This window comes from Microbulbifer sp. MKSA007 (assembly GCA_032615215.1).
In the GTDB taxonomy this organism is placed as follows: domain Bacteria; phylum Pseudomonadota; class Gammaproteobacteria; order Pseudomonadales; family Cellvibrionaceae; genus Microbulbifer.
Window position 1 is genome coordinate 3,648,975 of sequence record CP128433.1, and the last position, 18,866, is coordinate 3,667,840.

Sequence of the window (18,866 nt, forward strand, 5' to 3'; positions counted from 1 at the left end):
ACATATAAGAATTCAGAATAGTTAACGTCAAAAAAACCTATAGATACTCAGAACTATCGCTCCACATTACCCCAAAAATATCCCTGTAGTTATCGTAAACTATTTTGATTAACAGCACGTACACCTATAAATCGCCTATGATCAACAAATTTTTGCATGAGCTGGCGATACCTGCCGTTAAATTGCCCAACTGAGGCCAAGTGGCCAATTAGCTTGTGAAATCCATAAACCACTTCTGGTGATTCATACACATTCTGCGCCCCCTTTATATCCTCTTTTAACTTTTTAATTAACTCCGATATCAACTTTCTTTCCCTGTCTCTAACTCGAAGTGCCTCTCCCTGCACAACAACTCCTGTCACAATTTTTGGTGTTTTAGGATTGTAAAGTCTCACTTTATGGCATTCATATCCGCCAAGCTCACCTATTTTTTTTGCAACATAGCTTCCAAAATTTTGAGATACCTTTTCTCCTGAAAAAACCAGATCGTCAACATAGAGAGTAAAATTAATACCGCGACTTTTAGAATAAAAGTGTAAATGGTCAAACAGCCCCTTGTTCACCCAGAAAGCTATTGACTGACTGATAGGGCTGCCAGTCGGAAGAATCCCGTTTACGCAGCAAATTTTTGACATGGTTTGAGCAATGTCTTTTGAGCATCTAAAGACTTTATAAAAACACCTGAAGACTTGCTCTTCAGTTGTATTAGCGTAGAAACTCTTAATATCCAACTTTAAAAGCTTGGTTTTTGCAGCATGAACCCTTGCATTTGTAACATTGGACCTTTTCTTAACTCCAGAGTGAAGATATTCAGGAGTTTCTATGCGAGATAGCAATCCGTTTATTCTTCCATGGACACGCTTAAGTTGATATTTAGGAACCTGAAGATCTCTACTTGACTCAAGCTTAGCAAAATAATAATTATCACTCCCTTTCCTTTTGATCGCTCTTAGGGTTGATAATTTGAGACCTAAAATTATTGCAAGTCGACCATGAGACTTGACTTTATAGAGTGCACTTTGATTTAAAGGATGTTTTTTCTTATTTTTCATCAAACTTTTTTAAGTTAAAACCTAATTGAAGGTAAAAAAGAAAAATTGAAAGAGCTGCAGACTGAAGCCCTTGAACAAGTTTACCTTTTTCCATAGGGCCAACTAACAAAGCCTCTAAGTATTTTGGCTTAAGATCTAATTTATATGAATACCAGTCGATGAGCTGTTTGGAGATTGGTGATGAACCTGACTCAATAGAGCAGAGTAGCCCAATTGGTACTTTAGAGTTGTTACTCACTTCTGAGACACTTAAATTAAGTGCTTTTCTCAAACATATCAGTGTACGAAGGTTCTTAGTCATGCTCAGGGGAGGAGTTTTATTGGTTGAATGTAGGCAGATGGTGCTCTTTGGCAGGCACCGAGATGCCTTACTTAGAGAGCCGGTAGAGCGAAACCCAGCGTGGATGCTAGAACAATGATAGCGGTTTTAACCAGCCATATCAGGACTGCTCCCAATACTCTAATAAAAAGAGCTAACACTCTAGGATGCTGTATAAAACGTCCTAGACTACCGACACACCGCCCCCCCAAGGGCCTTCAAGCGAGAAAAAACTGAGTTCATAAAAAAATTATCTCCTATTAGATACGGTGCTTGCGGACCTGCTAACACCTCACAGAGTATCTAGGAGTTCTCACTAGAGAAATATTGGGAGGTTTTATCTGCCTACCAACCAGCACGAGCTCACAGCTCGTGCGATCCGGGCGCGCCCGAGCGAGACTAAGCGTGAGCGCCTCACCGGAACAGTTAGAGATAATCTCCACGGAACCTTAAGTTCCAATTTTTGACTTACGTCTTTCTGTGATAAACATTCCCTGGTAGTAATTTCTCACCACCCGAAAGCCAAATGCATATTAATGAAATTTTATACCAATGTAAATCTATGAAATAGATCAAAATTCCAAGCGGAAAAGAAAATCCTTTGCCAACTTCAAAATGCAGTTAAGAGACTTTTGAACTATTCAGTGATGCCTATGGCTTTCAGAGCAATTCATTATTAAGACCCTTTTCGCAGGAGTACCTAGATCTCTCAAGCAGCCACAGTGTAGAGTGTGAGTCGCTCTGCAGGACACATGCAGCACCCCTTAAAGCCAAAACTACTGGGTTGTTGGTCTTTGACTGCGGCTATTTGCAGCGAGCTGCGCTTAACATCTGCCGCCTTCAAGACCCAAAAATATTGTGAAATTATTAAGAGAATCCTAAGAAAGAGTTTTTCTCAAACCTACCCTTCACAAAGTTCCACCCACAAAAAAACCCGCTAAAAAGCGGGTTTCTTGGCCGTTGCGATGCAACGATATATATGGTCGGAGCGGCCGGATTTGAACCGACGACCACCACACCCCCAGTGTGGTGCGCTACCAGGCTGCGCTACGCTCCGATTTTGAAAAATCGTTCACTTCGCTAAGTGATTGATTTTTAAAGACATCGTGTCTCGATGTGGCGTGAATCATACCTGAGTGCGGCTGGATTGCAAGCCCAGGTTTACAGTTTTTTATAAATTATTTTTCCCCTCCAGCAGGGCCACCACGTCCTTTAGTTCTGCGATCACTTCGGGCAGTATTTGCTGTAGCTGTACCACCTCTGCCCGCTCACTACCGGTTTCGATCTGCTGGCGGGCTCCACCAATGGTATAGCCCTCTTCGTACAGGAGCGCACGGATTTGGCGGATCATGATGACATCTTGGTGCTGGTAGTAACGGCGGTTGCCGCGACGTTTGACGGGTTTCAGCTGGGGGAACTCCTGCTCCCAATAACGCAGGACATGGGGTTTAACGGCGCATAGTTCGCTCACTTCACCAATGGTGAAATATCGCTTACCGGGGATTGCAGGTAGCTGAGCGTTATTGCTCGGTTCCAGCATGCTCTTCTACTCGCGTCTTGAGTTTTTGCCCAGGTTTGAAGGTAACTACTCTGCGGGCCGAGATGGGGATTTCCTCGCCGGTCTTGGGATTGCGACCGGGACGCTGGCTTTTATCGCGCAGGTCGAAATTGCCAAAGCCGGAGAGCTTGACCTGCTCGTTACTTTCCAACGCATTGCGGATCTCCTCGAAGAAATATTCGACGATCTCTTTCGCTTCGCGCTTGTTAAAGCCCAGCTCTTCGTACAGTTTCTCGGCGAGCCCGGCCTTGGTCAGTGCCTCTGTCATTGGATCCTACCAATTGATTCAGAGGCGTCGACTCCAGATCGGAAGCGGCCCAAACCGCGGCGGCTTTCAACCCGGTAGCAGACGCTCTCGGGGTGCAATTCAGCCTGCACCCGAGAGCATCATGCTCTACTAGCGCAGACTAGCGTTATATTTTTCTTCTAGTTTTCCGACCACCGCATCTACAGCGGCATTGATTTCGTCGTCATTAAGGGTGCGTGACGAATGCTGAAACGTCAACCCCAAAGCGACACTTTTTCTATTTAAATCAATACCTTTGCCTTGGTAGACATCAAATATCTTGAGGTCCGTCAAGGTTTCACCTGCAACTTCGACAGCAGTTTCCACCAGACTGGCGGCAGGAACCTCTGCATCAATCAACAGGGCCAGATCGCGGCGTACTTCCGGGAACTTGGACAGCGGACGGAAAGCGGGGGTTTTGCCCTCGCCGATCGCTTCCAGGCTCAGTTCAAATACGAACGCGGGCTTGGCCAGATCCAACTTCTTCTGCAACTGCGGGTGCAGGGCTCCAATAACCCCTACTTCGCGGTCGCCGCACATAATCCTGGCGGTTTGACCGGGGTGCAGCGCGGGGTGTTGGCCAGCGACAAAGCGGAACTCATCGGCTACACCGGTGCGAGCCAACAGGGCTTCTACATCGGCTTTCACGTCGAAGAAGTCCACGGCGTCTTTGCTGCCAGTCCAGTTTTCTGCGTAACGGTTGCCGTAGGCGAGACCGGCAATCATTTGCTCCTGGTGCAATTCGGCACCCGGTACAAAGCGCAGGCCGGTTTCAAACAGGCGCACGCGGTTTTGCTGGCGATTCAGGTTGTACTGCAACGCTTTGCACAGGCCCGGCAATAAGGTGGTGCGCATAACCGCCAGCTCAGCGCTGATCGGGTTTTGCAGGGCCACCGGATCGGCTTTCGGATCAAACAGCGCGGCGCTGTCGCTATCGATAAAGCTGAAGGTAATCGCTTCGTAGTAGCCACGGCTCAGCAGGGTTTGCTCCAGGTTGTCCTGGGCAATAGTGCTCTCCGGGCGCGGGGCGATTTCCAGTTCGGCAGTAAAGCTTTCGCTGGGGATACGGTTGTAGCCGTATACACGGGCCAGCTCTTCCAGCAGGTCTGCTTCGATGGCGATATCGAAACGGAAGCTGGGGGCGAGGAAGGTCCAGCCTTCGTCGTTCTGGTCGATTTTTTCCAGGCCCAGACGGGTGAGAATATCGACGATTTCGTCATCGGCCAGTTTGATGCCCAGGCCTAACTCTACTTTCGCACGGCGCAGGGTAATGTGGCGCTCGGCGGGCATAATCTCAGTCAGCTCACGCACGTGTACCGGGCCGGGTTCACCGCCGACAATATCCAGCAGCAACTGGGTAGCGCGCTCCACCGCTTTCTCTTGCAGGTGGTAGTCCACGCCGCGCTCGAAGCGGTGGGAGGAGTCGGTGTGCAGGCCGTAAGAGCGAGCCTTGCCGGCAATGGCCAGCGGGCTAAAGAAGGCGCTCTCCAGGAAGATATGCTGGGTGCCCGCTGTCACGGAGGAATCCAGGCCACCCATAATACCGGCCATCGCCAGAGGTTTTTCCTCATCGGCAATTACCAGGGTGCCCTCTTTCAGTTTGACTTCCTGGCCGTCCAGCAGGGTCAGCTCTTCACCGGCTTCTGCCATACGCACTTTGATGCCGCCGGAGAGTTTCTCCAGGTCGAAGGCGTGCATGGGCTGGCCCAGTTCCAGCAAAACATAGTTGGTAACATCTACTACCGGGTCGATACTGCGCAGGCCACTGCGACGCAGGCGCTCTTGCATCCACAGAGGTGTTACCGCTTTGATATCGATATTGCGAATAACACGACCTACGTAGCGCGGGCAGGCGGCTTCGGCCAGCAGGGATACGGGCATGCTCTCGTCGATCTGCTGGGGTACCGGAGCAACTTCCGGGCCCTGAACGGCGCAGCGATTCAGTACACCCACTTCGCGAGCGATACCGGCAACACCGAGGCAGTCGGAACGGTTCGGGGTGAGATCCACTTCGATGGTCTCGTCGTCCAGCTGCAAGTATTCGCGCAGATCGGTACCGGTGGGTGCGTCTTCTGGCAGCTCCCAGATACCGTCATTGTCTTCGCCCAGTTCCAGTTCGGTCTGTGCGCAGAGCATACCGAAGCTCTCTACACCACGGAGCTTGGCTTTCTTGATTTTAAAATCGCCCGGCAGCTTGGCGCCTACCAGGGCAAAAGGAATTTTGATTCCGGTGCGCGCATTGGGAGCACCGCATACAACCTGCATTTCACCGTCGGGGTGGCCAGCGACTTTGCACACGCGCAGCTTGTCCGCATCCGGGTGCTGTTCACAGGCAACAATCTCACCGACAACCACTCCGGAGAAATCGCCCGCAACTTTTTCTATACCGTCCACTTCCAGGCCGGCCATGGTGATTTGATCGGCCAGTTCCTGCGTGGTGAGTTCCGGGTTTACCCATTCCCGCAACCAGGAGTTGCTGATTTTCATAGTTGATCTCTTTCTGTATTCCGTCAGCGCAACTTGGTGCGCATTTCGCCTGGGGCTATTTCGCCTCCCAGGCCTCCACAATTCGACTGCTGTTGCGAAGGGCCATTGCCATTCGCGCTGTCACTTGGCTTAGAACTGTTTCAAGAAGCGCAGATCGTTATCGAAGAACAAGCGCAGGTCGTTGACGCCGTAGCGCAGCATGGCGAGGCGCTCGATACCGATACCGAATGCAAAGCCGGAGTATTTTTCGCTGTCGATATCGCAGGCGGCGAAGACGTTCGGGTGCACCATGCCGCAGCCGAGAATTTCCAGCCAGCCGGTGCCGGAACATACGCGGCAGCCTTCACCGGAACAGGCGGTACACTGGATGTCCGCTTCTGCGGAAGGCTCGGTGAACGGGAAGTAAGACGGACGGAAACGCACCGGTACTTCCGCTTCGAAGAAGGCGCGCAGGAACTGGTCGATGGTGCCTTTCAGGTGGGCGAAGCTGATGTTCTCGCCGATTACCAGGCCTTCTACCTGGTGGAACATGGGCGAGTGGGTGACATCGGAGTCGCAGCGGTATACGCGGCCCGGGCAGATAATGCGCAGCGGTGGAGATTTTTTCTCCATGGTGCGGATCTGCACTGAGGAGGTGTGGGTTCTCAGTACGGTGGTGGGGTCCACGTAGAAGGTGTCGTGCATCGCGCGCGCGGGGTGGTGCGCGGGAATATTCAACGCTTCGAAGTTGTAGTAGTCCTGTTCGACTTCCGGGCCGTTCTCAACAGAGAAGCCAATGCTCGCAAAGAATTCTTCCACGCGCTTTAAGGTGCGCGTAATGGGGTGGGCATTGCCCTGCTCTTCACCGCGCCCCGGCAGAGTGACATCAATGGTCTCTTCGGCCAACTTCGCGTTGATGGCGGCCTGCTCCAGCATATTGCGGCGCGCGTTAATTTTTTCCTGAACCTGCTGCTTGGCTTCGTTGATCTTGGCACCCGCCGCCGGACGCTCCTCAGCCGACAGCTTGCCCAGGCCTTTCAGCAGCGCCGTCAGCTGGCCCTTTTTGCCCAGGTAATCAACACGCACCTGATCCAGTGCGGCGAGGCCATCGGCCTTCTCCACCAGCTCCATAGCCTGCTCGGTGAGGGACTGCAAATCTTGCATCGAACTGTTCCCGTTTGAATCCAACTTCGATTAATTTTTTCTGCTTTGTTCGGCCGGTACTTTCTGTACCGGAGGGAATTTCCCCAGGCACCGCCACCGGTAAAAAATAGCGGAAACTCCATAAAAAAATAGGGAAGGGCCACTACAGCCCTTCCCTATTTTGAGTATTCAGTTTTACAACTGAAGTGACAGCTTACGCTGCCAGGGCTGCCTTAGCTTTTTCAACTACGGCAGCAAAAGCGACTTTATCGTAAACAGCCAGATCAGCCAGTACACGGCGATCCAGTGCGATGTCCGCTTTTTTCAGACCTGCGATCAGGCGGCTGTAGCTCAGGCCTTCAGCACGGGACTGGGCGTTAATACGAGTAATCCACAGAGCGCGGAAGTTACGCTTTTTAACGCGACGGTCACGGTATGCGTACTGACCAGCTTTAATTACTGCCTGCTTGGCAACGCGGAATACGCGTGAACGCGCACCGTAGTAACCTTTAGCCTGCTTCAGAATCTTCTTGTGACGACGACGCGCCTCTACACCACGTTTTACACGGGCCATACTTCTATCCTCTTAAACCTTTGCGATTTGGACCAATTACTTGGCGCGCAGCATACGATCGACCAGTCCAGCATCAGACTTGTTCATAGTCTGGGTGCCACGCAGCTGACGCTTACGCTTGGTGGTCATCTTGGTGAGGATGTGGCTCTTGTTAGCGTGCTTGTGCTTGTAGCCCGCAGCCGTCTTCTTGAAGCGCTTGGCAGCGCCACTGTGAGTCTTTGCTTTCGGCATTTTGTACTCCAAAGTTAATATTCGCCTGTAAAACAGGCACCTTTAGTAACTGCCGACAACCGAAGTTACCGGCACTGCGAGAGTGGGGAGGCAGCCGTCGCCCAACCACTTCTCAAAGGAGATCCCGGGAATGACTTCCCCAAACCTCACTTTTTCTTTTTGAGCGGAGCAATCACCATCAGCATTTGACGACCTTCCATTTTCGGTCGCTGCTCTACGGTGCCCAGCTCTTCAAGGTCCTTTTCGATGCGCTGCATCATTTCCATGCCCAGCTCTTGGTGAGCCATTTCGCGGCCACGGAAACGCAGGGATACTTTGGCCTTGTCACCCGCTTCCAGGAAGCGGGCCAGGTTGCGCAGCTTGATCTGGTAGTCACCGACATCGGTGCCCGGGCGGAATTTCATTTCCTTGATCTGCTGCTGCTTCTGCTTCTTCTTGGCGGCATTCTTAGCTTTTTTAGCTTCGAATACGTGCTTACCGTAGTCCATGATCTTACAGACTATCGGCGTGGAGTCCGAGGCAATTTCAACGAGATCCAAGCTAGCTTTCTGTGCAGCTTCCAGCGCTTCATCCAGGGAGACAATGCCTACCTGTTCGCCATCAGCGCCTATCAGGCGGAGTTCTGACGCTTCAATCTGATCGTTTATGCGGGCCTTTTTGGACCGTCCCTTAGTGTCTCGTTTAATAGCTATGGTCTCCCAGTTGCCAAGTTGTTATGCATTATCTTCTGTCAAACGACCGCGACGATTCACGTCTTGCTCGAGGATCTCGAGGAATGACTCATACGTCATTGTACCAAGATCTTCACCGCTACGGGTACGTACTGCCACGGTCTGACTTTCTACTTCCTTATCGCCAATTACCAATAGATAAGGAACACGCTGAAGCGTGTGCTCGCGGATTTTAAAGCCGATCTTCTCGTTTCTCAAGTCAGCTGTGGCGCGGTATTGCAGCTCACCCAGACGGTCTTGCAAATTGCGACAATATTCGGCCTGGCGATCGGTGATATTCATGATCGCCACCTGCTGCGGCGCGAGCCAGGTGGGGAACGCGCCTTCGTAGTGCTCGATCAGGATTCCGATAAAGCGCTCGAAGGAACCCAGGGCTGCGCGGTGCAGCATTACCGGGGACTGGCGCGAGCCATCTTCCGCTACAAACTGGGCATCCAGGCGGCCCGGCATGGAGAAGTCCACCTGAATAGTACCGCACTGCCATACGCGGCCGAGACAGTCTTTCAGAGAGAATTCGATCTTCGGTCCGTAGAAGGCGCCTTCACCCGACAGCTCTTCCCACGGCAGGCCAGCGGCATCCAGTGCGTCGGCCAGGGCTTTCTCAGCCTTATCCCAGCTCTCATCGGAACCTACGCGCTTCTCCGGGCGAGTGGAGAGACGGTAGATAACATCCTGGAAACCGAAATCCTTATAAACGGAGTGCAGCAGATCCATAAAGTCAGAAACTTCTGACTGGATTTGATCTTCGCTACAGAATATATGGCCATCATCCTGCACAAAGCCGCGCACACGCATCAGGCCGTGCAGGGAACCGGAGGGCTCGCTGCGGTGACAGGAGCCAAACTCCGCCAGACGCAACGGCAGGTCGCGGTAGCTGCGCAGGCCCTGGTTGAATACCTGTACGTGACAAGGGCAGTTCATCGGCTTAATGGCGAACTGACGCTCTTCACTGGTCAGAGTGAACATGTCATCGCCGAACTTATCGGCATGACCGGACTTACGCCACAGACTGAAATCTACCAGCTGCGGAGTCTTGATTTCTTTGTAGCCGAATTCGCGCTGGCGGCGACGCATGTACTGCTCGATAGTGCTGTAAATGGTCCAGCCGTTCGGGTGCCAGAACACCATGCCGGGGGCCTCTTCCTGGATATGGAAAAGGTCAAATTTCTTCGCCAGCTTGCGGTGATCGCGCTTTTCTGCCTCTTCGATACGACGCAGGTAAGCTTTCAATTCTTTTTTGTTGGCCCAGGCAGTGCCGTAAACACGGGTCAACATTTCATTGTTGGAATCGCCACGCCAGTAGGCACCCGCCACTTTGGTCAGTTTGAACGCTTTCAACCTGCCAGTGGAAGGTACGTGGGGACCGCGACACAAGTCTTCAAAGTCGCCCTGGCGGTAGAGAGAAATATCTTCATCACTGGGGATGCTGTCGATAATCTCAGCCTTGTACTCTTCGCCCATTTCGCGGAAATATTTCACCGCTTCTTTGCGCGGCATCAGGCGGCGACTGACAGTAATGTCTTCTTTGGCCAGCACTTCCATACGCTCTTCGATCTTCTCGAGATCTTCCGGCGTAAACTGGCGCTCGTAGGCGAAATCGTAATAGAAGCCATTTTCTATAACCGGGCCAATGGTGACCTGGGCTGTCGGGTACAGCTGTTTAACTGCTTGTGCCAGCAAGTGCGCTGTGGAGTGACGGATCACTTCCAGGCCTTCGGGCTGACGATCAGTAATAATTGCCAGATTTACGTCGGTATCAATAACGTAACTGGTATCGACTTCCTTGCCGTCTACAACGCCAGCAAGTGCGGCTTTTGCCAAACCAGGGCCGATATCAGCGGCTACATCGTGTACGGAAACCGGAGCAGAAAATTCTCGACGGGAACCATCGGGGAGAGTAACAACGGGCATTGTTTATCCTTTGTTCTCAGTGGCGATCCCTACCAAAGACCGCATGAAACTATCCATGAATTTATTCATGGAACTCTTGATCGGGATGGGCAATCCATCCTTTTGAAAGGTGGTAGACCCGGGCGGATTTGAACCGCCGACCTCTGCCATGTCAAGGCAGCGCTCTAACCAACTGAGCTACGGGTCTAAAGCTCTACAGCGGGGGAACCCTGTGCTGTGAAGAGCGCGAACTTTAGCACCGCTTTTCAGTGTTTTCAACAACTTACTGAACTTTTGTGTGAAATTTTTTAAGAGCGACCAAGCACCAACAAGGCAGTGCGGGACTATCAAAATGTAGATCCAAGTCCCGCCCTTCAGCAAGGATTATTCCACACCTTTTAAGTGGGTAATCTCATCGCGCAATTTTGCTGCTGCTTCAAATTCCAGGTTCTTCGCATGTTGGTACATTTGCTCTTCCAGCTCGGCAATTCGGGCCCAGCGCTGCTTATCGGTAAGGGCCTCAACATCCACCTTGTACTCACCTTTACCCTCGGCAACTTTGCGACGCCCTTTCTTCGGCACACCGGGGGCCACCGCTCCCTCCAGAATATCCGCCACACTCTTGCGGATACCTTTTGGAGTAATGCCGTGCTCCTCATTAAAGGCCAGCTGCTTCTCGCGGCGGCGACGAGTCTCTTCGAGAGCGCGCTCCATAGAGCCGGTGACTTTGTCCGCGTAGAGAATCGCCCTCCCCTCCAGGTTTCGCGCAGCCCGCCCAATGGTCTGGATCAGCGAACGATCGGAACGGAGGAAGCCCTCTTTATCGGCATCGAAAATTGCCACCAGGGCAACTTCCGGCATATCCAGGCCTTCTCGCAGCAAGTTAATGCCAACTAGCACGTCAAACTCGCCAATACGCAGGTCCCGGATAATCTCCACCCTCTCGACAGTATCAATATCGGAGTGTAAGTAGCGGACACGAACACCACTTTCGGAGAGATATTCAGTCAGGTCTTCCGCCATCCGCTTGGTCAATACGGTAATCAGTACTCGCTGATCGGCATCCACGCAGCGATGAATTTCAGACAGGGCATCATCTACCTGGGTCAATGCTGGGCGAACTTCGACTTCCGGGTCCACCAACCCTGTCGGGCGAACCACCTGCTCGACCACTTGCCCCGCATTCTCTTGCTCATAGGCCCCTGGGGTTGCGGACACAAAAACCGTCTGGGGTGCCAACCCCTCCCACTCTTCAAACTTGAGAGGACGATTGTCCAGGGCCGATGGCAGACGAAAGCCATACTCCACCAAAGTTTCCTTGCGCGACCGGTCTCCACGATACATACCGCCGATTTGCGGCACTGTCACGTGACTCTCATCGATAAATAACAGTGCATCATTGGGCAGGTAATCAAAAAGCGTGGGCGGCGGCTGACCAATACCGCGACCGGAGAGGTAGCGGGAATAGTTCTCTACGCCATTGCAGTAGCCAAGCTCCTGCATCATCTCCACATCGTAGCGGGTACGCTGATCTAGCCGCTGCGCTTCGACCAGCTTATTGTTACCACGCAATTGCTCCAGGCGCCCTCGTAACTCATCTTTGATTTCATCGATGGCGCTGACGATGGTCTCTCGCGGCGTCACATAGTGGCTCTTGGGGAAGATGGTCACTCGGGGCACCTTCCTGAGCTGCTCTCCAGTGAGCGGGTCAAATATGGTGATCTCTTCGATCTCTTCATCAAAAAGAGACAGGCGCACCGCTTCCAAATCGGAGTCTGCCGGGTAGATATCGATAATATCGCCGCGCACCCGGTAAGTGGCGCGACGAAAATCTGCATCGTTGCGAGTGTATTGCAGTTCTGCCAGACGCCTGAGGATAGTGCGCTGATCAACGAGATCACCGCGATCCAGATGCAGCACCATCTTCAAATATTTGTCCGGGTCACCCAAACCGTAAATTGCCGAAACTGTGGCGACCACAATCACATCGCGTCGCTCAATAAGTGCCTTGGTGGCCGATAGGCGCATCTGCTCGATATGCTCGTTTACGGATGCATCCTTTTCGATAAAGGTGTCCGAAGAGGGAACGTAAGCTTCCGGCTGGTAGTAGTCGTAGTAAGAAACAAAATATTCCACCGCATTCTTCGGGAAAAACTCTTTAAACTCACCGTAGAGCTGGGCCGCCAGCGTTTTATTGTGAGCCATCACAATGGCCGGCCGCTGCAGGCGCTCAATAATATTCGCCATAGTGAAGGTCTTACCCGAACCGGTAACACCCAGCAGCGTTTGATGGCTGAGGCCATCATCAATTCCTTCTGACAACTGCTCTATCGCCAGAGGCTGATCGCCCGCTGGCTGATACTTGGATTCCACCTTAAAAGGTCGCGACTCCATACACTTCCCCCAACCGCTTAATCATTCATGCAACACAGGATTGTAGGCTGTCGTCATACGACCCACAATTGCAAGAGAATAGCGTCCTACCCTTCCCAACTCTGACCTGCAGCATTTTGCGCATGGCCCCAAAAAATAATTTCCTGACAAATCAATTAGTTAAAGATGAAAAAAGGGGTTGACCTGTTCGGAAGTGCTCTATAATATACGCGCCATCTCAACGGCACAGCCGAAAAGATATTCCGCCTTAGCTCAGTTGGTAGAGCAAATGACTGTTAATCATTGGGTCGCTGGTTCGAGCCCAGCAGGCGGAGCCAAATTTCAAAGCGCAGCTTAATTTGCGCTCTATAAATTAGATTAAATTCCGCCTTAGCTCAGTTGGTAGAGCAAATGACTGTTAATCATTGGGTCGCTGGTTCGAGCCCAGCAGGCGGAGCCAAACAAAAGCCCGGATAGATTCCATCTATCCGGGCTTTTTCTTTTCTGCTCAAATATTTTTAATCTATATGGAGATTGTGAGATAGCGGCCAACCGTATTAGTTAGCCGCCCAAAATATACACTAGCGGGAACCAGCCTCCCCAGCTAAAGGCAACCTCTCCACAGTCGCCCCTCCACTCGCCTTACGCACCTGCCCCTGCCTCGACCAGACAACATCGACCAGCCCCTGCTTGGGTGAATAGCCTTTTACTGCCCGACATAGAATCCTGCGGACCTGCTCGCAATCATGAGAGCCGCACGCATCCCTGAGCTCTGAAACCAGAAGCTGCAAAGCCTCACTGTCGAGACGCTCCTCTTCGGCGCGCATAATCATTGGGTGGTCCGTGCCCAGCACGTTATCCCCCAACAACAATTCTTCGTACAACTTCTCCCCAGGACGCAACCCAGTGAGCTGAATCTCAATATCACCATCAGGGTTTTCTTCATCCCTTACCGTGTGCCCCATCAAACGAATCAAGCGCTCAGCCAGATCGTAGATACGAACCGGTTCACCCATATCGAGAACAAATACATCCCCATTGCGCCCCATACTCCCAGCCTGCAATACCAGCTGAGCCGCCTCGGGAATCGTCATAAAGTAACGGGTTACTTTTGAGTGGGTCACAGTTACCGGACCGCCGGCATTGATCTGATCCGTGAACAAGGGAATTACCGAGCCGGAAGAGCCGATAACATTACCAAACCTGACCATGCACACACGCATCTTGTTGAAGCGGCGACCAAAATCCTGGCAAATCAGCTCAGCAAATCTTTTAGTGGCCCCCATAACATTGGTTGGCCGGACAGCCTTATCAGTAGAGATAAGCACAAACTGCTCAACCCCACACTGCTCCGCAGCCTCAAGCACAGAGAGGGTGCCCAGAACATTATTGTCGGCACCAATAACAACGTTCTGCTCAACTAAGGGCACATGCTTGTATGCGGCCGCATGGTAAATTGTATGCACGGAGAAGCCCTGAATAATTTCCGCCATACGCTCAGTGTTACGCACATCGCCAAGCAGCGCGGTTACTTCAAACTGGACCCCGTCATCCTGATGCTGCTGTCTCAACTCGCGCTCTATCTGATAGAGGGCATATTCAGAGGACTCGACAACAACCAGCCTGGCAGGCTTCCATTGCGATATCTGCCTGCACAATTCTGACCCGATGGACCCACCAGCACCAGTGACCAAAACCACCTTGCCACTGATAGAGCCAGAAACGAGCTCCTTTTGTGGCTCAACAGGAGCGCGCCCCAGGATATTTTCATAGGTTTGTGTGACATCCCCTGCTCGCCCCACACCGTCGAGTAGCTCCTCCACTCCGGGAATCGCCTTCACCACTAGGCCCCGCTCTCTGAGCGCCTTGGTTATCTCCCTGCGCCGCCGCCGGGGCACCCCCGGCATAGCCAAAATAACTTCTGCTATATCTTTACCCGCAACCACTTCAAGAATGTCTGCAGGGTTATACACGAGCAACCCATCAATAAAGGTCTTTTGTTTGGAGGCGTTATCATCAAAAAAAGCAACGGGCTTATATAGCTGCCCGTGAACCAACGCTTTATACATTTGCAGGCCCGCAGTACCAGCACCATAAATGGCCACCCGGGTTTTATGAATCTCAAGTGCTGTCTGATAGTAAAGGCGGACCAACCAGCGGGACCCACCAACCGCAATAAATGCAAAGCACCAGTAGATAACAGGGACAGAGCGGGGAACCCCTGCCGTAGTCAGGTAAGAAAAGAGCGCCAACATCACGGCAGAAAGAGTGACCCCCTGCAGAACCGCGATGATAGCTTTTTGACCCATGTACCGAATAATAGTCCGGTACAAACCGAGCCGTAAGAAAATAAAACTAGTAGCAACTAATGTTAACCCCAAGCAAGCAAACATTCGCCACTCAAGAAATTGTGCGACGCCATTGAGCCGGATTGCCATAGCTAGCAGAAAGGCCAAACTTAACATCAGCATATCAAATGCCAACATCAATACCGGCTTTTGGATTCTCTTTACGCCTCGCCAAACCCTTGTCACATGACTCCCCGAAATCTACCTACAAACAAAAAACCATCCTCTTGTAGAGGCTACTCAGATCTTCTCAAATACGGCAACCGCTAATGCCACTGAAGAGAAGAGCACCATCACACCCAACTGCACTACGAGCGCTTTTTTTACTCCAACCCGAATTGCATATCTTTGATAAAAGTGCTCGCGATGAGCCTCCCACCAACGCTGACCGCCCAACATTCGCTTTAATAGCGTGTAAGTAGCATCCAGCCAAAAAGGTGCAAATATAACCACCGGCACCCAAAGCCCAAACGCTCCCCGTTGCCAGCCATACAAACTGACAGCAACCACCGCCAAACCTATACCTGTTGAGCCGGCATCGCCCAAAAAATCTTCGCTGAAGGCCAATTGAAGACCAAAAAACAGATGCACAAACAGCCAACAGCGCACAGAGCCAAGCTAGCTCAACATCTCCATTTAAAGCGCAAACCAATCCCAGAGAAGAAAAGCCGACGAGCGTCATTGACCCCGCCAAGCCATCCATCCCATCCATAAAGTTATAGAGATTGATAGCCCAAGCACCAGCCAAAATGAATATTGGGTAAAACCACCAATCCAACCTTTCCGGCAACGCAATTAACAGCAAGGCTACCGCCAGAAGATGAGCTGAAAAACGAAAGTGTATAGCCACACTCCTCAGGTCATCCAGTGCGGATACAGCTAACAGCAGCGCAAATGCACCCAACACCAACGGAGACAAATTAAGCGGGCTAGCAACTACTGCGACCAAGCAGCCGAATAGGAAAGCCCACCCACCTGTACGAGGAACCGGCACCGAGTGCATCGAACGATTATTTGGAATGTCGAGTGCAAAATTGCGCATTCGCACGATAAACACTGAGGTGGCGCCGTAACTTGTTGCCACAGCCAACAATAACGGAACCACCCAATCCCAAGCCATACTACTCAAGCAATTAACCCTTCATAACTTCTACGCAAGCCAATCTTTCCAGTCACCCTTAACACGGCAAATGTTTGCCTGAAAAGCAATCACGACTTTCTACATCCCCTAAAGGAAAACCCTAGAGGTCGCCTAAACAGAGAACATTCGCCAATAATTAAAGGAAGATCAGAGCGGGAGGCAGAACACCATAAAATATGAGAATCGATGAGTGACACAATCCAAGCGTTACATCTTACCGAGAATTGCAGTTGAACGACACCAAGGCGACTCATCTATTACGACTCTCTTGTTCATCAGTTCAAGATCCCGACCGGAGGCTATAAAAAACCACCAATCGGGATCAGTGTTCACTAGAGCTGAATTACATCCCTGTTTTTATCCAGGGTTGCCGCACCTATCCCTTTGACATTCAACAACTGTTCCACAGAGGTGAACGGACCATGCTCTTCGCGATATTTGACAATCAATTGCGCTCGCGCTTCACCAATACCATCTAACTTCTCGGCAAGCTCAACAGCTGAGGCACTATTGACATTGACTGACAACACAATCTCTTTGGCATCAACACTGTCTGGCTCCCCTGCATATGCAGAAGGATTTAGAAAGAGCGAAACAGCTAATGCAAAAACAACAGAAAACAATCGGTAGGTCAATTTCATGACTAACTCCCAGTGAATTATGAGTTTCACTTTGGGACTACAATTACTTCCCCCAAGCAACGCCATGATATCAACAGGCGACATTCTGTCGGCTCAAGCCTAATTACACATCATTACAAGCTGCGAAGCAAGATAACCATCCTAATTTGCCAGTTCGGCCAGTACTGACTTTAGGGCCGCCAGGGGTTCAGCAGCAGCAGTGATGGGACGACCCACAACCAAATAGTCAGAACCCTGCTCCAAAGCTTCAGCAGGCGTCAAAGTGCGTCGCTGATCCCCAGCATCAGAGCCCGCAGGACGAATCCCCGGCGTCACCAAGGAGAAATCGGCCCCACATTCACTGCGCAGTAGTTGGGCCTCCCGTGCGGAGCAGACTACACCGTCGAGACCGCAGGATTTAGCCTGAGAGGCCAGGTGCAACACCTGCTTTTCCAGCGGAGTAGCCACGCCAACCGCAGCCAGCTCCTCTGCAGTTGTGCTGGTAAGTACGGTAACCGCAATTAATAGAGGCTTACCTTCGCCAAATTCCCGCAGGGCCTCGGCGGCAGCCAACATCATCCGCTCACCACCACTTGCGTGAACATTAACCATCCATACCCCCAATTTCGCAGCAACTTTAACGGCCTTTGCAACAGTATTGGGGATATCGTGAAATTTAAGGTCCAGAAATACCTGGAAGCCCCGGTCAACCAGCGTTTTCACCAGGTCTGGACCAGCGGCAGTAAACAGCTCCTTACCAACTTTGACCCGACACAGCGACGGATCGAGCTGATCTGCCATTGCCAGTGCAGACTCAGCATTGTCGTAATCCAGAGCAACGATAACCGGAGAAGAAACTTTAGACTGCAAGAAAAACCTCATTCATTTCAAAAGCCGCCCCGACCAGGCCGTCAGCCCGGTGAGCAGGACAGTCATTACTTTACTCGCCCTCAATCCCCTTAACGGAGCGTACCGAATCCCAGTGCTTGCAGCTCGGACACAACCAGTGCAACTGATTACCCGAAAACCCACAATTGCTACACCGGTAGTGAGGGCGGCTCGCTATAAGCTGGTCGATTAATGTCTTGAGTAGAGAGAGATTCTCTCTCGCCCTACCCTCTGTACTATCAATATGGAGGTCGAGAAAGCGTCCCAACCCCCTCAAAGACGGGCGCAGCGCCAGCTGCTTCCCCATAAATGCAGCCGCTGCAGCCTCGCTATCCTGCTGCTGAATACGCTCAGTCAGGGCAATCAATACACTATTAGAGGGGTGCTCTTTCAAAAGGGATTCAAGATAGCGATCCAACCCCTTGCCATCCCCTAAATCCCCATAACAAGTAATCAACAACTCAAGGATTTCAGGAATATAGTCCGGGCTCTGCTTGGGGATCCGCTGCAAAACCTTAATGGCCTCTCTTGGCTTACCAAGCAGATATTCGAGGCGACCCCACAGCAAATTTGCCCGCACTGAGCTGCGCTCATAACTCAGGGCAGAATCGATATGCTTCCTCGCACTTAGGTAATCCTTTGCCGCTATTGACTCCTCTGCCAATTCGCAGCAAAAATGAGCCTGAACCGGGGCCCAGTCAGCCGAGAGGCGCTTGAACCGTCGGCCATGCAACAGGTTTACAGCATGGATCGCTTTAGCCCATTCCCTTTCATCCCGGTAGACTTCAATCAGACGCTCAAGGCTAACAGCCTTTAACTCCTGAGAAGTCTCAACCAGCTCTTGTAGCAGACGTTCAGCTCTATCCAGCCAGCCAGCAGAAATATAGTCACAGGCAAGTTCAAGTTGAGCTTTGTTTTGACTAACTCTGGACAAGCTCGGGCGCCCGAGTAAATTTTGATGGACTCGAATCGCCTGATCGTACTCCCCTCTTCGGCGCAACAGACTTCCAAGAGCCAGGTGGGTGTCAAAAGTAGCCTGACTTACTTCCAAAGAGTCAATAAATTTATCGATGGTATCGTCGTGGCGCTCACTCAATAAATAGTTCAAACCCTGGGCATAAGACCTCACCAGCGCATGCTCTTGCTCACTATAATCCGCCACTTTCTTTTTGGCGCTGCCTCGCCCCAGCACCCAGCCGATCGCGATTGCCGCAAGCAGGAAAAAGAAATAGGTAAAATCGAGCAA

16 protein-coding genes and 4 tRNA genes are annotated in these 18,866 nt (G+C 51.5%); 2 read left to right on the forward strand and 18 right to left on the reverse strand.

Annotation, left to right across the window (positions count from 1 at the left end; genetic code table 11):
• Window positions 1-89: 89 nt before the first annotated feature.
• From QT397_19045 to uvrB, 13 genes are all read right to left on the reverse strand, one after another.
• A complete protein-coding gene (locus QT397_19045) occupies window positions 90-1,052 on the reverse strand; it encodes a reverse transcriptase family protein (GenBank protein WNZ54956.1) in 963 nt (320 codons plus the stop codon).
• Window positions 1,042-1,290: a hypothetical protein gene (locus QT397_19050; protein ID WNZ54957.1), complete on the reverse strand. Its 249-nt coding sequence runs from the start codon at window positions 1,288-1,290 to the stop codon at window positions 1,042-1,044. The genes QT397_19045 and QT397_19050 overlap by 11 nt, the downstream gene beginning before the upstream one ends.
• A 1,061-nt stretch (window positions 1,291-2,351) precedes the next feature.
• Window positions 2,352-2,428: transfer RNA gene (locus QT397_19055), tRNA-Pro, on the reverse strand.
• 114 nt (window positions 2,429-2,542) lie between these two features.
• Window positions 2,543-2,911 (reverse strand): MerR family transcriptional regulator, encoded by a 369-nt coding sequence (locus tag QT397_19060; GenBank protein WNZ54958.1) that lies wholly within the window; start codon window positions 2,909-2,911, stop codon window positions 2,543-2,545.
• Window positions 2,892-3,197: an integration host factor subunit alpha gene (gene ihfA, locus QT397_19065; protein WNZ54959.1), complete on the reverse strand. Its 306-nt coding sequence runs from the start codon at window positions 3,195-3,197 to the stop codon at window positions 2,892-2,894. Before ihfA ends, QT397_19060 begins: the two co-directional genes overlap by 20 nt.
• Before the next feature lie 129 nt (window positions 3,198-3,326).
• On the reverse strand, window positions 3,327-5,702 hold the full coding sequence (gene pheT / locus QT397_19070) for a phenylalanine--tRNA ligase subunit beta (protein ID WNZ54960.1): 2,376 nt from the start codon (window positions 5,700-5,702) through the stop codon (window positions 3,327-3,329).
• A gap of 129 nt (window positions 5,703-5,831) precedes the next feature.
• The gene (gene pheS / locus QT397_19075) at window positions 5,832-6,845 is read right to left on the reverse strand and encodes a phenylalanine--tRNA ligase subunit alpha (protein ID WNZ54961.1); all 1,014 of its coding nucleotides are present in this window, start codon (window positions 6,843-6,845) and stop codon (window positions 5,832-5,834) included.
• Window positions 6,846-7,038: 193 nt separating this feature from the next.
• Window positions 7,039-7,398: a 50S ribosomal protein L20 gene (rplT, locus tag QT397_19080; GenBank protein ID WNZ54962.1), complete on the reverse strand. Its 360-nt coding sequence runs from the start codon at window positions 7,396-7,398 to the stop codon at window positions 7,039-7,041.
• 36 nt (window positions 7,399-7,434) lie between these two features.
• Complete coding sequence (gene rpmI, locus QT397_19085; GenBank protein WNZ54963.1) at window positions 7,435-7,629, reverse strand: 50S ribosomal protein L35; 195 nt, start codon at window positions 7,627-7,629, stop codon at window positions 7,435-7,437.
• 146 nt (window positions 7,630-7,775) lie between these two features.
• Window positions 7,776-8,315 (reverse strand): translation initiation factor IF-3, encoded by a 540-nt coding sequence (gene infC / locus QT397_19090; protein ID WNZ58564.1) that lies wholly within the window; start codon window positions 8,313-8,315, stop codon window positions 7,776-7,778.
• Between the two features lie 27 nt (window positions 8,316-8,342).
• Window positions 8,343-10,271 carry a threonine--tRNA ligase gene (gene thrS / locus QT397_19095; protein WNZ54964.1) on the reverse strand — a complete coding sequence of 643 codons (1,929 nt, stop codon included), beginning with the start codon at window positions 10,269-10,271 and terminating at the stop codon, window positions 8,343-8,345.
• 110 nt (window positions 10,272-10,381) lie between these two features.
• Window positions 10,382-10,458, reverse strand: a tRNA-Val gene (locus QT397_19100).
• 176 nt (window positions 10,459-10,634) lie between these two features.
• A complete protein-coding gene (gene uvrB / locus QT397_19105; GenBank protein WNZ54965.1) occupies window positions 10,635-12,644 on the reverse strand; it encodes an excinuclease ABC subunit UvrB in 2,010 nt (669 codons plus the stop codon).
• 241 nt (window positions 12,645-12,885) lie between these two features.
• Between uvrB and QT397_19110 the strand changes: the two genes are divergently transcribed.
• A tRNA-Asn gene (locus QT397_19110) sits at window positions 12,886-12,961 on the forward strand.
• Between the two features lie 46 nt (window positions 12,962-13,007).
• A tRNA-Asn gene (locus QT397_19115) sits at window positions 13,008-13,083 on the forward strand.
• A 121-nt stretch (window positions 13,084-13,204) separates the two neighbouring features.
• On the opposite strand, the gene QT397_19120 is transcribed toward QT397_19115, so the two are convergent.
• From QT397_19120 to lapB, 5 genes are all read right to left on the reverse strand, one after another.
• Window positions 13,205-15,157 (reverse strand): nucleoside-diphosphate sugar epimerase/dehydratase, encoded by a 1,953-nt coding sequence (locus QT397_19120; protein WNZ54966.1) that lies wholly within the window; start codon window positions 15,155-15,157, stop codon window positions 13,205-13,207.
• A 54-nt stretch (window positions 15,158-15,211) separates the two neighbouring features.
• Complete coding sequence (locus tag QT397_19125; GenBank protein WNZ54967.1) at window positions 15,212-15,562, reverse strand: hypothetical protein; 351 nt, start codon at window positions 15,560-15,562, stop codon at window positions 15,212-15,214.
• 882 nt (window positions 15,563-16,444) lie between these two features.
• Window positions 16,445-16,753 (reverse strand): ComEA family DNA-binding protein, encoded by a 309-nt coding sequence (locus QT397_19130; protein WNZ54968.1) that lies wholly within the window; start codon window positions 16,751-16,753, stop codon window positions 16,445-16,447.
• A gap of 141 nt (window positions 16,754-16,894) precedes the next feature.
• Window positions 16,895-17,602, reverse strand: coding sequence for an orotidine-5'-phosphate decarboxylase (pyrF, locus tag QT397_19135; GenBank protein WNZ54969.1), 708 nt, complete (start codon window positions 17,600-17,602; stop codon window positions 16,895-16,897).
• Window positions 17,603-17,672: 70 nt separating this feature from the next.
• Window positions 17,673-18,866 (reverse strand): lipopolysaccharide assembly protein LapB, encoded by a 1,194-nt coding sequence (gene lapB, locus QT397_19140; GenBank protein ID WNZ54970.1) that lies wholly within the window; start codon window positions 18,864-18,866, stop codon window positions 17,673-17,675.